Source organism: Schinkia azotoformans LMG 9581, assembly GCF_000307855.1.
Lineage (GTDB): Bacteria > Bacillota > Bacilli > Bacillales > Bacillaceae_J > Schinkia > Schinkia azotoformans.
The window spans coordinates 25,147-39,039 of the sequence record NZ_AJLR01000042.1; the positions used below are offsets into that span (position 1 = coordinate 25,147).

16 protein-coding genes are annotated in these 13,893 nt (G+C 36.8%); 13 read left to right on the forward strand and 3 right to left on the reverse strand.

Translation table 11 applies throughout. The features are described 5' to 3' along the window. Window positions 1-73 precede the first annotated feature (73 nt). From spoVK to glnA, 5 genes are all read left to right on the forward strand, one after another. Window positions 74-1,024, forward strand: a complete 951-nt coding sequence (gene spoVK / locus BAZO_RS05785; RefSeq protein ID WP_003330397.1) for a stage V sporulation protein K — start codon at window positions 74-76, stop codon at window positions 1,022-1,024. 108 nt (window positions 1,025-1,132) lie between these two features. After that, complete coding sequence (hflX, locus tag BAZO_RS05790) at window positions 1,133-2,428, forward strand: GTPase HflX (protein ID WP_051015774.1); 1,296 nt, start codon at window positions 1,133-1,135, stop codon at window positions 2,426-2,428. An 18-nt stretch (window positions 2,429-2,446) separates the two neighbouring features. Further along, window positions 2,447-3,715, forward strand: coding sequence for a methionine gamma-lyase family protein (locus tag BAZO_RS05795; RefSeq protein WP_003330399.1), 1,269 nt, complete (start codon window positions 2,447-2,449; stop codon window positions 3,713-3,715). Between the two features lie 106 nt (window positions 3,716-3,821). Next, complete coding sequence (locus BAZO_RS05800; RefSeq protein ID WP_003330401.1) at window positions 3,822-4,217, forward strand: MerR family transcriptional regulator; 396 nt, start codon at window positions 3,822-3,824, stop codon at window positions 4,215-4,217. Window positions 4,218-4,270: 53 nt separating this feature from the next. Continuing rightward, window positions 4,271-5,605, forward strand: a complete 1,335-nt coding sequence (gene glnA, locus BAZO_RS05805; RefSeq protein ID WP_003330402.1) for a type I glutamate--ammonia ligase — start codon at window positions 4,271-4,273, stop codon at window positions 5,603-5,605. Between the two features lie 25 nt (window positions 5,606-5,630). On the opposite strand, the gene BAZO_RS05810 is transcribed toward glnA, so the two are convergent. Both BAZO_RS05810 and lexA read right to left on the reverse strand, forming a co-directional pair. Further along, window positions 5,631-5,921 (reverse strand): hypothetical protein, encoded by a 291-nt coding sequence (locus BAZO_RS05810; RefSeq protein WP_003330403.1) that lies wholly within the window; start codon window positions 5,919-5,921, stop codon window positions 5,631-5,633. Between the two features lie 94 nt (window positions 5,922-6,015). Beyond that, complete coding sequence (lexA, locus tag BAZO_RS05815) at window positions 6,016-6,639, reverse strand: transcriptional repressor LexA (RefSeq protein ID WP_003330404.1); 624 nt, start codon at window positions 6,637-6,639, stop codon at window positions 6,016-6,018. A 167-nt stretch (window positions 6,640-6,806) separates the two neighbouring features. Between lexA and BAZO_RS05820 the strand changes: the two genes are divergently transcribed. The 8 genes from BAZO_RS05820 (at window position 6,807) to BAZO_RS05855 (ending at window position 13,333) form a co-directional block, all read left to right on the forward strand. Then, a complete protein-coding gene (locus tag BAZO_RS05820; RefSeq protein ID WP_003330405.1) occupies window positions 6,807-7,049 on the forward strand; it encodes a DUF896 domain-containing protein in 243 nt (80 codons plus the stop codon). 126 nt (window positions 7,050-7,175) lie between these two features. Then, window positions 7,176-9,182, forward strand: coding sequence for a transketolase (tkt, locus tag BAZO_RS05825; protein WP_003330406.1), 2,007 nt, complete (start codon window positions 7,176-7,178; stop codon window positions 9,180-9,182). Between the two features lie 171 nt (window positions 9,183-9,353). Beyond that, window positions 9,354-9,806 carry a sporulation inhibitor of replication protein SirA gene (gene sirA / locus BAZO_RS05830; protein WP_003330407.1) on the forward strand — a complete coding sequence of 151 codons (453 nt, stop codon included), beginning with the start codon at window positions 9,354-9,356 and terminating at the stop codon, window positions 9,804-9,806. A gap of 88 nt (window positions 9,807-9,894) precedes the next feature. Beyond that, on the forward strand, window positions 9,895-10,107 hold the full coding sequence (locus BAZO_RS05835) for a YneF family protein (protein ID WP_003330408.1): 213 nt from the start codon (window positions 9,895-9,897) through the stop codon (window positions 10,105-10,107). A 122-nt stretch (window positions 10,108-10,229) separates the two neighbouring features. Next, entirely contained in the window at window positions 10,230-11,300 is a 1,071-nt protein-coding gene (gene mnmH, locus BAZO_RS05840) for a tRNA 2-selenouridine(34) synthase MnmH (RefSeq protein WP_003330409.1), read from the forward strand. 305 nt (window positions 11,301-11,605) lie between these two features. Further along, complete coding sequence (locus tag BAZO_RS05845) at window positions 11,606-12,313, forward strand: cytochrome c biogenesis CcdA family protein (RefSeq protein WP_003330410.1); 708 nt, start codon at window positions 11,606-11,608, stop codon at window positions 12,311-12,313. A gap of 93 nt (window positions 12,314-12,406) precedes the next feature. Beyond that, complete coding sequence (locus tag BAZO_RS05850) at window positions 12,407-12,769, forward strand: response regulator (protein WP_003330411.1); 363 nt, start codon at window positions 12,407-12,409, stop codon at window positions 12,767-12,769. A 72-nt stretch (window positions 12,770-12,841) separates the two neighbouring features. Then, a complete protein-coding gene (locus BAZO_RS05855; RefSeq protein ID WP_233276076.1) occupies window positions 12,842-13,333 on the forward strand; it encodes a CcdC family protein in 492 nt (163 codons plus the stop codon). 45 nt (window positions 13,334-13,378) lie between these two features. Here the strand turns inward: BAZO_RS05855 and BAZO_RS05860 are convergent, their stop codons facing one another. Beyond that, window positions 13,379-13,804, reverse strand: a complete 426-nt coding sequence (locus tag BAZO_RS05860; protein ID WP_003330414.1) for a DUF2621 family protein — start codon at window positions 13,802-13,804, stop codon at window positions 13,379-13,381. Window positions 13,805-13,893 lie beyond the last annotated feature (89 nt).

The following is a 13,893-nucleotide window of genomic DNA, read 5'->3' on the forward strand; positions in this document are numbered from 1 at the left end:
CACTTTTTTATAGGCATTTGTCACAATTTTTCCATCTCTAACGTATAATATTCATGAATGAGAGGTGACTCATATGGAGCAGCCAGTAACATTGAATAAAAACGGTCAGATTAACATTGTGTTAAACAATGAGAATAAGACATTTAAGATTACGAAGGTTTCAAAGTCACTTGAAAAACAGCAGGAAATGATCCATTCCAAGCATGAGCCGCTCAAAAGAATTGAAGCTGAAATGAGTGTTCTTGTTGGAATGGAGGAAATGAAAAAAATTATTAAAGAAATTTATGCATGGATCTATATTAATAAAGTTAGGGAAGAACATGGTTTACAAGCGGGGAGCCAAGTACTACATATGTTGTTTAAAGGCAACCCGGGAACAGGAAAAACAACAGTAGCAAGGTTAATCGGAAAATTGTTGAAAGAAATGAATGCCTTATCTAAAGGACATTTAATTGAAGCTGAACGAGCAGATTTGGTCGGTGAATACATTGGCCATACTGCTCAAAAAACGAGAGATTTAATTAAAAAAGCGATGGGTGGCATTCTGTTTGTGGATGAAGCCTATTCCTTGGCTCGTGGTGGTGAAAAGGATTTTGGCAAAGAGGCGATCGATACCCTTGTAAAAAATATGGAAGATAAGCAGAATGCCTTTATCTTAATTTTAGCAGGGTATGCAAAGGAAATGGATCAATTTCTTAATTTAAATCCCGGCTTGCGCTCTCGTTTTCCGCTCGTTATCGAATTCCCTGACTACACGGTTGACCAGTTAATGGAAATTGCTAAGAAAATGATGACAGAACGCCAATACGTTTTTTCGAAGGAAGCAGAGTGGAAGCTAAGGGAGCAACTGCAAAATATTAAATATAATCGGTCTCCCCATGTTTTTAGCAACGGAAGGTATATTCGGAATGTGATCGAAAAAGCAGTTCGCACCCAGGCAATGCGGCTTTTAATGAATGATTCCTATGAGAAAACAGAATTAGAAACCATCTTGAGTGAAGATTTAGTTTTTAGTGACTTATAAGGAGTAGGCTGAACAAAACTTCAGCCTACTCTTATTTTAGTAATTCTCATGCAAAGTAGGAACACTAGATGAAAATGTTAGTTAATTTTGTTATATTTAACTTTATTGATGATATTTAATAAAAAAGGCAGGGACTATACTTTGATTGAAAATCAAACTCAAAAAGAACGTGCGTTATTAGTAGGCTGTCAGTTGCCTAACATGGATGATGAACGATTTTTATATTCATTGGACGAATTAGCCTCCCTTACGAATACTGCTAAAGGTGAGGTGATGATGAGTCTTTCACAAAAAAGAAATAAGGTTCATTCTGCAACCTATATTGGAAAAGGGAAAATTGAAGAAATCTCAGCATTGGAAAAGGAATTGGAAATTGATCTAATTATATTTAATGATGAGCTTTCACCATCGCAAACAAGAAATTTATCGGAAAAATTTGAAGCAAGAGTGATTGACCGGACCCAACTTATTCTCGATATTTTTGCATCTAGAGCGAAATCGAAGGAAGGGAAGCTGCAGGTTGAGCTTGCTCAATATGAATATTTGCTGCCAAGGCTTGCAGGGCAGGGGCTTGCTTTGTCACGCCTTGGGGGTGGCATTGGGACAAGAGGACCCGGTGAAACAAAGCTTGAGGCTGATCGCCGTCATATACGTCGCCGTATCGATGAAATAAAAGGACAGCTCCAAACGATTGTGGAGCACAGAAATCGTTACCGGGAACGAAGAAAGAAAAATCAAGTATTCCAAATCTCACTTGTGGGTTATACGAATGCCGGAAAATCGACGATCTTCAATCGATTAACGGAAGCGGGTTCCTTTGAGGAAAATTTATTATTTGCGACACTTGATCCAATGACAAGGAAATTTTTATTACCGTGTGGATTAACAACATTGCTTACAGATACAGTAGGATTTATTGAGGATTTGCCAACATCTTTAATCGCAGCCTTTCGCTCAACACTCGAAGAGGTTAAAGAAGCGGACTTAATATTGCATGTTGTGGACTGTTCCAATCCTGATTATTTTAACCATGAAAAAACAGTCTATCGAATTTTGGAAGACCTTGATGTGAAGGATATTCCGATTTTAACGGTTTATAACAAAAAGGATTTGGTGACTACACAATTTGTTCCATCAACAAATGATATGGTTTTTATTAGTGCCTACGATCAAGCGGATTTAAACACTTTACAGGAAAAGATTGAAACAAAAATCATCAGCCAAATGGAATTTTATCATTTGTTCATTCCAGGAACTGAAGGACGTTTGTTAGCGCAGTTAAAATCAGAGACAGTTTTATTGGAGCAGCTATTTAATGAACAAAAAGAGCTTTATGAATGTAAGGGATATATTAATCCAAGCTTGGCTCTTTACCAACAGACGAAAGATTTACATTTACAATAAAAGAATTGGAGATTTATTATGTACGAAAATTTTAGTTATGGAAATAAGATTAAAGAAGTCGTTAAACAAATTGAAGACAAAATCAAACCGGTTCATTGGGAAGTAGACAAAATCGTCGAGAAAAATCAATATCGTGTATTAGAATCGTTCCGGAATCAAAATGTCGCCGATTTCCACTTTAATCCTTCGACAGGATATGGGTATGATGATACTGGCCGGGATACGCTTGAAAAAGTATATGCCGAAGTATTTGGTGCAGAAGCGGGTTTAGTGCGTCCGCAAATTATTTCAGGGACGCATGCGATTTCGCTTTCTCTTTTTGGTGTATTGAGACCTGGTGATGAACTGCTTTATATTACCGGAAGACCGTATGATACACTAGAAGAAATCGTTGGAATTCGCGGTAATCAAAATGGTTCACTTAAAGAGTTTAATATTTCCTATCAGACAGTACCATTAACAGAAGTCGGAGAGGTTGACTTTCCAAGCGTTTCAAAAGCGATTAAACCGAATACAAAATTAATTGGAATCCAAAGATCAAAGGGCTATGCCACTAGACCATCTTTAACAATTGAACAAATACAGGAAATGATTCGGTTTGTAAAAGAAATTAAACCGGATGTCCTTGTTTTTGTTGATAACTGTTATGGAGAATTTGTAGAAGAACTTGAGCCTTCTCATGTAGGGGCTGATTTAGTTGCGGGCTCCTTAATTAAAAACCCTGGTGGTGGTCTGGCGAAAACTGGAGGATATATTGTTGGGAAAGAAGCGTTGGTGGAGCAATGTGCCTATCGGTTAACGGCACCGGGGCTCGGTCGAGAAGCGGGTGCTTCTCTTTATAGTTTACTAGAAATGTATCAAGGCTTTTTCCTTGCACCACATATTGTTGGCCAAGCATTAAAAGGTGCCATTTTTACATCAGCACTGTTAGAGGAATACGGATTCAATACATATCCTAAATGGAATCAAAAAAGAACAGATCTTATTCAATCCGTTCAATTCCATAACCGTGAAATGATGATTGCCTTTTGCCAAGCCATTCAATTCGCTTCACCCGTCAATGCCCATGTAAGACCGGAACCAAGCTATATGCCTGGTTATGAAGATGATGTCATTATGGCTGCAGGCACGTTTATACAAGGTGCCAGTATTGAATTGACTGCTGATGGACCAATGAGACCACCATTTGAAGCCTATGTTCAAGGTGGGCTTACCTATGAACATGTAAAAATTGCTCTTATCACAGCTATTAACCAATTAATGGAGAAACAACTAATCAATAAATAATTCTTATGTTAGGAAACCTAACATCAAATTGACACGTAACCTAACATCGTGTAATATAAAAACATCAATTGAGCTAAGGAAATATCGTTTGAAAGGGGCACCCGTAATGAGTGATGGCATTCGCCGAACGCTTGCCTTATTCCCTATAGGAATCGTTATGCAACTTACTGAATTGTCCGCACGTCAAATCCGTTATTACGAAGAAAATGAATTAATTCATCCAGCAAGAACAGAAGGAAACAGAAGGATGTTTTCATTTAATGATGTTGATCGCTTATTAGAAATCAAATCATTGATTGAACAAGGCGTGAATCTAGCTGGAATTAAACAAATTTTTGCAGTGAAAACGGATGTTAAGTTTAGTGAAAAAACTGAACAGTCTGCTGAGGTTAAGCAGGAAGTGTCGGATGCTGAATTAAGAAGACTGCTCCGTAAGGAATTAATTCAAGCCGGTCGCTTTGGAAAACAGCAGAAGAATGGAACTTCAAGCTTCTTTTATTAAGGATGTAGTAAAATTTTAACCATATATACATTGACTTTTGGGAGGAACTAGTGGTGGCAAAATTTTCAAAAGAAGATATTAAAAGATTGGCAGAAGAACAAAACGTAAGATTCATTCGTCTGCAATTTACGGACATGCTGGGAATTATTAAAAACGTTGAAATCCCTGTAAGTCAAATTGACAAGGCTCTTAACAACCAAATGATGTTCGATGGTTCTTCCATTGAAGGGTTTGTACGTATTGAAGAGTCTGATATGTATCTATATCCTGACTATGATACTTGGATGGTATTCCCATGGACTGCTGAAAAAGGGAAGGTTGCACGTTTAATCTGTGATATTTACAATACGGATGGTACACCATTTGAAGGAGATCCTCGTGGAAACTTAAAACGTCAGCTAAGAAGAATGGAAGAGCTTGGTTTTACATCCTTTAATATTGGACCTGAGCCAGAGTTCTATTTATTTAAGTTAGACGAAAAAGGGGAACCTACATTAGAGTTAAATGACAAGGGTGGATACTTTGATTTGGCTCCAACCGATCTTGGTGAAAACTGCCGCCGCGACATCGTTTTAGAGCTTGAGGAAATGGGATTTGATGTTGAAGCTTCCCACCATGAGTGCGGACCGGGTCAACATGAGATCGATTTTAAATATGCTGAAGCTGTTAAAGCATGTGATGATATTCAAACTTTCAAATTAGTGGTAAAAACAATTGCTCGTAAGCATGGATTACATGCAACTTTTATGCCGAAACCAATTTTTGGAATCGCTGGTTCCGGTATGCACTGTAACGTTTCTCTTTTCAAAGGAAAAGAAAATGCGTTTTTTGATGAAAACGGCCCATTACAGTTAAGTGAGACTGCTTACCATTTTATCGCTGGTACAATGAAACACGCGGAGGCATTCACAGCTGTTTGTAATCCAACTGTAAATTCATATAAGCGTCTTGTACCTGGATACGAGGCTCCATGTTATGTAGCATGGTCAGCAAAAAATAGAAGCCCATTAATCCGTATCCCATCTGCAAGAGGAATGAGTACAAGAATTGAAGTTAGAAGTGCCGATCCATCTGCAAATCCATATTTAGCAATGACTGTAATCTTGGCATCTGGACTGGATGGAATTGAAAATAAACTAGTTGCTCCAGGCTCGATAGACCGTAATATTTATGTGATGGACAAAGCAGAACGGTTAGAGAATGGAATTATTGATTTACCATCCAACCTTGGACTTGCACTAGAAAAGCTAAAAGCAGACGATGTTATTATGGATGCTTTAGGTGGACATATTTCAGAACACTTCATTGAGGCAAAAGAAATTGAGTGGGATATGTTCCGCACGACAGTTACTGCCTGGGAACGCGAACACTACATGACACATTATTAAAAATCAGAACCCACCCTCAATACCGTTACTGGTGTTGAGGGTTTTTATGATTCCGAAAAGAAATAAAAAGTGTTTTCAAAGATGCATAGGAACCAATAGCTGCATAGCCATAGAACCACCCCATAAAGATTCCGGCAAACAGATGGTGGCGATGACTTATAAAAATGGAGAAGATTAATCCTACGACAAGTGCAACTGTTGGTACATATTTTTTTGGTACATTGACAAAGGTTTTAATAAGCTGAGTAATGCTCATTACAATCGGTACGGCAATAACAGCATCCCAAAAGTTTGTATGTATCGTTGGGAAATCCATAATAAAAATGCACCTCCTATGAATAGGATTTCATATTATTACAAAAATAAACACCTTAAAAAAATATCTAAGGTGTTAAAAGGCTTTTATTAAATTAATCAATGTTTCGATAAAGTCCAATGACTTTACCAAGTATCGTAACATTACGCACAATAATTGGGTCCATAGATGAATTTTCCGGCTGCAAGCGAATAAAATCTTTTTCCTTGAAGAAACGTTTAACAGTAGCTTCATTTTCTTCCGTCATGGCTACGACGATTTCACCGTTATTAGCAGTATGTTGCTGGCGAACGATGACTAAATCACCGTTAAATATCCCTGCCTCAATCATGCTTTCCCCTTCGATCACAAGAATAAAAAGATTGCCATCATGGGGAACTAATCTTTCAGGTAGAGGGATATAGTCCTCAATGTTCTCTATCGCCGTAATTGGAATACCTGCGGTAACTTTTCCGATAATAGGAATATTTACAATTTCACCTTTAGGATTAATATTTGTGTCTTCATTCATTAGTATTTCAATAGCCCTTGGTTTCGTTGGGTCCCTACGAATATATCCTTTTTTTTCAAGTCTAGCTAAATGGCCGTGAACGGTAGAGCTTGAGGCTAATCCGACTGCTTCACCAATTTCTCTAACCGAAGGTGGATACCCTTTCTCGCTTACCTGCTGTTTTATAAATTCAAGGATATCTTGTTGTCTTTTCGAGATCTTTGTCATAATTTAACACCTCATTCATCCCATATATTAATAGAATTATAACAAACTTGGCAACAAATTACAAACATAAGTTCGAAAGTTTTTCGTTTCAATATGGATTTCTGGACATTATGAAAACATTGTAGTAAAAATAATGAAGAATATTGGAGAAAAAGGAGCAAATTACATTGATTTCTAAGGAGAAACTAAATCGGATCAATCAACTTTCTAAAAAGTCTAAAACAGAGGGCCTTACCAAGGAAGAAACGATCGAACAGCAAAAGCTGAGAGAAGAATATATAAAGAATTTCCGGAAACAGTTTAAGGATACACTTCACAACGTAACCGTTGTTGACGCAAAAGGAAATGATGTAACACCGGAAAAACTACGTGCGAGTAAAAAGCAAAGAAATAATTCAAGACTTCATTAATTTTAGATAAAATATAGCCTATTAACAAAGAATAAAGGTATAATAGTGTTGGAATTTTGTTGAACTATTGGTTTTTGCAGTATATTATGGAAAACGAGTATTAAAACGTGGAAGGATGAAAACTCAATGTCATTATCTATCGAACAATTAGCGATCAGTTCGATTCGTACATTATCAATTGATGCAATCGAGAAAGCAAACTCAGGACACCCTGGTATGCCGATGGGTGCCGCTCCAATGGCCTATAGGCTTTGGACAAAATTTATGAAACATAATCCGGCAAATCCCGAATGGTTTAACCGTGACCGTTTTGTATTATCAGCAGGTCATGGCTCAATGTTGCTTTATAGTTTACTACACCTTTGTGGATATGGTCTATCCATTGATGATTTGAAAAATTTCCGTCAATGGGGATCAAAAACTCCAGGGCATCCTGAGTATGGTCATACAAAAGGTGTTGAAGCAACAACAGGTCCACTTGGACAAGGTGTTGCAACAGCAGTAGGGATGGCAATGGCTGAAAGACATTTAGCTGCAAAATATAATAAAGAGAACTTTGAGATTATCAATCATTTTACATACAGCATCTGTGGTGATGGCGATTTAATGGAAGGTGTTTCTGCTGAATCAGCATCACTAGCAGGACATTTAAAGCTTGGTCGTCTAGTTATTTTATATGATTCAAACGATATCTCTTTAGACGGCGACTTAAACCGTTCTTTCTCTGAAAACGTAATGAAGCGTTATGAAGCCTATGGCTGGCAGGTTTTACGTGTAGAAGACGGAAACAACCTTGATGAAATCGGGAAGGCGCTTGAAGAAGCACGTGCAGATTTAGATCGTCCAACTTTAATTGAAGTAAGAACGACGATCGGCTACGGTTCTCCTAATAAAGCTGGGAAATCAGCTTCACACGGTGCGCCACTAGGTCAAGAGGAAGCAAAATTAACAAAAGAATCCTATCAATGGACATTTGAAGAAGATTTCCATGTACCAGAAGAAGTATATGATCATTTTAATAAAGAAGTAAAAGAAGCCGGCAGCCAGCATGAAGAAGCATGGAACAAACTATTTGCTGATTATACAAAAAAGTATCCTGAGTTAGGTCAACAATTACAATTAGCTATCTCTGGAAAACTTCCTGAAGGATGGGATAAAGAACTACCAACTTATGAAGTAGGAAGTAAATCAGCTAGCCGTGATTCATCCGGCCAAACGATAAATGCGATTGCAAAGGCTGTACCACAATTTTTTGGTGGTTCTGCAGATTTAGCAAGCTCAAACAAGACAGCTATGAAGGAACAAGGTGATTTTTCTTCCTCCGATTATAGTGGACGTAATATCTGGTTTGGGGTTCGTGAATTTGCGATGGGTGCAGCATTAAATGGTATGGCATTGCACGGAGGCGTTAAAGTATTTGGAGGAACATTTTTTGTCTTCTCTGATTATCTGCGTCCAGCCGTTCGTTTAGCAGCGCTTATGGGCTTACCAGTAACCTATGTATTTACACATGACAGTATTGCTGTTGGGGAAGATGGACCTACACATGAACCAATTGAGCATTTGGCAGCTCTTCGTGCGATGCCAAATCTTTCAACAATCCGTCCAGCAGATGGCAATGAGACAGTAGCAGCTTGGAAGGTGGCACTTGAAAGCGAAAATAGACCAACAGCGCTTATTTTATCTCGTCAAGGTCTGCCAACTATTGAAGGTACAGCTGATCATGCCTATGAAGGTGTTAAAAAAGGAGCTTACGTTATAAGCAAGGCTGGAAAAGAAACAGCTGACGCTCTGATTTTAGCTACAGGTTCTGAGGTACAACTAGGCATTGAAGCACAAAAGGTTCTTAAAAATGAGGGTATTGATGTGTCTGTCGTAAGTATGCCGGCATGGGACCGCTTTGAAGAGCAATCTTCTGAATATAAAGAATCAGTTTTACCAAAGAATGTTAAGAAAAGATTGGCAGTTGAAATGGCTTCTTCATTTGGATGGAATCGTTATATTGGTGATGAAGGGGACATTATCGCTATTGATAAGTTCGGGGCCTCTGCACCAGGCGAGAAAATAATGGAAGAATACGGATTCACTGTTGAAAATGTAGTAGCAAAAGTAAAAGCAATGCTTGGAAAATAAAAATAACATGGGAAGGCTGACCCCAATAAAAGAGTCAGCCTTTTCTTGTGACTTATGAGTTTCTCTTCTTTACGACAAAACTAGTGGATTCTTTCAGCAGTAGTTGACAATCATTTCTCTCTACTTCGTCTATACTTTGTAATAGAAATGGTAGAGTAGGGGGAATATTGAATGAGGAACTATTATATCTATCTTCTTAAAGAAGATGTAGCCTACGAATATTTTGGAAAAGAAATCTTAATATTTAATTTATTCCTTGAAAAATTACAAGAGCAGAGTCCAGCGCATTTACAAATACTGTTAAATCAAATTCGCTATATTACTAATCCGATATCGGTTATTGAAATCAACAGATATATTGAAAAAAATTTACCTGTAGAAGCGGTTTATAAACAAAACACAACTGAATTTTTATATCATGCGGCAAATACTAGTAAAAATTATTCTTATGCGAAGCTTGAAATTTTCAATCGTTATTTAAAATTGTCATCTGAGGGCAGTTATGACGCAGAAACACACTTTTTCGAGGTGCTTCGCAAATATAACTCATGCTTTTTAGCAATGGATTTTGAGAACCGCCATTTTGGGTGGTTAAACCCGATTAAGCAAGAACGGTACATTTAATAAAGTAAAATTTTGAAAACTATTGTGTATTCGTGGATGTTCTAGTACACTGTAAAAATAGGACAACTATGAGGAGGAAAGATTTTTTATGTGGTATGCAGTTACAGCTATTCTGGCCTTATTAGCAGGTGTTGCGATCGGCTTTTTTATTGCCAGAAAATACATGGAAAATTATTTGAAAAATAATCCACCAATTAATGAACAAATGCTAAAGGTTATGATGGCGCAGATGGGCCAGAAGCCTTCTCAAAAGAAAATAAATCAGATGATGTCACAAATGAACAAGCTTCAAAAGAAATAATAGTGAACGTCTAAATAGGGGCTATCTCGTAAAGAGATGGCTCCTTTTCGATTTGATAAGGAACTGCTCCAAGTACTATAATGGGGGAGTAGGATTAAATATAAATTAAAGGATGACATTTTATGCAAGTTTCTATACCAACGATTTCTATAATAGATGCATTGAAAGAGGATGCTATCTTTATCGATGTAAGATCTCCTGGTGAATATGAGGAATTTCATATCCCAAATGCGATCAGTGTCCCCTTGTTTTCAAATGAGGAAAGAGCACAGGTCGGGACAACTTATAAACAAATAGGCCAAGGGAAAGCCATTGAATTAGGGGTTCAAATCTTTTCAAAAAAGCTGCCTGAATATTATCAAACATTTAAGAATATAGCGAACAATAATAAACATAAAAATATTATTGTCTATTGTTGGCGTGGTGGGATGAGAAGCGGAACTGTTGTTTCTTTTCTTGGGACGTTAAAGCTCCCATTAATTCAACTCGTAGGTGGTATCCGCGAGTTTAGGAAGTTAGTTCAAGCTGAGCTTGAATACTTTTCAACTATCGAAAAACAATATATCGTTCTCGAAGGGAATACGGGTACACACAAAACAGATATATTAGAAGCTCTCCAGAAAGAAAACTATCCGGTATTAGATTTAGAAGGTCTTGCTGGCCATCGTGGGTCGACTTTTGGAGGAATTGGCTTACAACCGAAATCACAAAAAGAATTTGAACGTGATTTAGTTTTTCGATTAAGGGAATTACAGGATTCACCATATTGTATTATTGAGGCTGAAAGCAAACGGGTCGGCAGAATTATCCTTCCTGATTTTATTTTAAAAGGAAAAGATGCGGGAGTAAGAATTCATATTCATTCACCAATTGAAAGCCGGATCAAAGCTATTTGTGACACATATCAATTTGAAAATTATCACGACGAATTTATTCATGCCATCGAAATTCTAAAAAAACGAATGAAACCTAATTTGTATAATCAAATTACGGAAAGTTTTAATAATCGCCAATATGAGTTGTTTGTAAAGCTTATATTAGAAGAATATTATGATCCAAAATATACTTTTGCTGCAGATCAATATGAGACACCTGTTCGTTTTGTACAAATCCAGGGTCTAGAAGACGGCATAGAAATTGTTAAAACTGAATTAAATTCAATCGTGAAAGGAATGGGGCTGTTAACAACATAATGTTGGCAGCCTCTTGACACAAAACTTTTAGATTAAAATGTTATGAATTTCACTGTAGATTTGGTAGACTAGTATAGACGTAATTTGTAAACTTTATTCAGTAGAAGTCAACCTCTTCCAAAAGTGAGAAGGATGAATTAAATCCAGTATTAAATGCAGTGTGGGTTTAAACCCTTACTGAATAAAGTTGAGCCTCCGGCGGATGCCTCAGATTTTCAGAGGTAGTTTTTCGAGCTTGCTCGAAAAACTCTGGGCACAAATACGCCAAGGCGCATTTGAACTACTTTTTAGGAGTTGTTTAATGAATGGCTGACGTAAACGTTTTTCTAGCGTTTGGAGCAGGATTTTTATCTTTTATTTCACCTTGTTGTTTACCTTTATATCCTGCATTTTTATCTTACATAACAGGTGTTTCAGTAACTGAATTAAAAGAAGAAAATGCGATGATGCAAAGACGGACGATGCTCCATACCATATTCTTCTTAATCGGTTTCTCAAGCATATTTATTATGTTAGGGATGTCAACTTCCTTTATCGGAAAGTTTTTTATGCAATACAATGATTTAATTAGACAAATCGGTGCAATTTTAATTGTCTTTTTCGGCTTTGTCATTGTTGGTGTGCTGAAACCCGATTTTTTAATGAAGGATCGTAAAATAGCCTTTAAAAATCGGCCTACAGGCTTTATTGGATCGATCTTAATCGGAATGGGCTTTGCAGCAGGCTGGACGCCTTGTACAGGACCTATTTTAGCAGCTGTTATCGCTTTAAGTGTTTCCAATCCTGGATCAGGTATGTTGTATATGATCGCCTACACACTTGGATTTGCAATTCCATTTTTCATTCTGTCATTTTTTATCGGAAGAATGCAGTGGATTAAGAGAAACAGCGTTAAAATTATACAAATTGGCGGTTATGTCATGATTGTGATGGGGATTTTCCTATTCTTTGACTGGATGACAAAAATTACGACATATTTAATAGGGATTTTTGGTGGGTTTACTGGATTTTAATTGTGGTAAATAATGAATGAGTATAATATAATGTACTAGTCTTATTTTTTATAAAGATATTATGTTGCAAAAGTTTTGTAGGGAGATGAAAAAATGGCTAGAATATTAATTGTAGATGATGCGAAATTTATGAGAATGACTCTTACAAATATTTTGCAAAAAGGGAATCACCAAGTTGTCGGTGAAGCTGACAATGGTCGCATTGGAATTGAGTTATATAAAGAACTTAAGCCAGACATCGTAACGATGGATATTACTATGCCAGAAATGAATGGTTTAGAAGCTGTTAAACATATTAAATCATTGGATCCAAATTCAATCATCATTATGTGTTCTGCGTTGGGTCAACAAAAACTTGTTGTAGAAGCGATTGAATCTGGTGCCAAAGATTTTATTGTCAAACCGTTCGATGAAAGCCGAGTTCTTGAGGCAGTATCTAGAGTATTGGAAAAATAAAAATAGTTCATATAACCACTTTTAGATCCAGTCTTCGGTCAATAAGTGGTTTTTCTATCCTATGGTGATGAAATGAGTGATAATAGCATGTTAATGGCGGTATCTACAGTTGGCGCTTTAATGATGGCTGTATTTGCATTGTTTGTACGAATGAAGGCTGCCAAAAAGCCAACTAATGTAAAAAAAATAATCTTGCCACCCGTTTTTATGAGTACAGGATTCCTAATGTTTACTGTCCCTATGTTTCGGGTGACACCAGCCGAAATCCTTGAGGCCTTTTCAGTTGGTATGCTTTTTTCCTTATTTTTGATTAAAACCTCAAAATTTGAGGTGCGTGATAATCAAATTTATTTGCAAAGATCAAAAGCGTTTATTTTTATTTTAGTTGGGTTATTGTTGTTGAGGATTATTTTGAAATCCATTCTTGGGCACTATATTTCACTAGGGCAGACAAGCGGAATGTTTTTTATTCTCGCATTTGGCATGATCCTGCCATGGAGAGTAGCTATGTTATATTCGTATAAAAAACTTGAAAAAACATTACCAGAAAATAAAAGGTTATAGAAAAAAGAGGTTTACCGCTCGGTTAACCTCTTTTTTGATGAAATGTTAAAATAAACTTTCGTATGGCGTAATATCGATTTGTTTTTTTTCTAAAGTTTTTCGTAAAAATTTATGGTCACGCTTTGGTGTTGCTTGAATATAACCTTTTACGATTAAGCTTTCTGTAATCGCATCGGCTTTTTCCTCTAAAGCGAGTTCTCCTATTTTAGCTGCAATCTTCTGTCTTGCGACATCCCGGAAAAGTTCAGGAACCGGTTTAACAAGCTCCTCTAGTAATTCTTTCTCTTTATCCGGCCATAGATGCTTTGTTTCTTTAATATAATGTTCTTCCCAATCTATAATCGATTTTCCGTCTTCTTTCGGCAGACGTTTTAAGAATTTCCGAAACATAAAAAAGCCGCCAATAAAAAGCATAACGACTAAAAAGACAGTCCAAAAAAGAATGAGCCACTGTGTCCAATTTGCAAACATATTTTCACCTCTAATTTATCCGAACTATTGCAATCCTTATTTTATCAGGATTTTGGGAATAAAACCAATACTATCTATGATTATGTAAG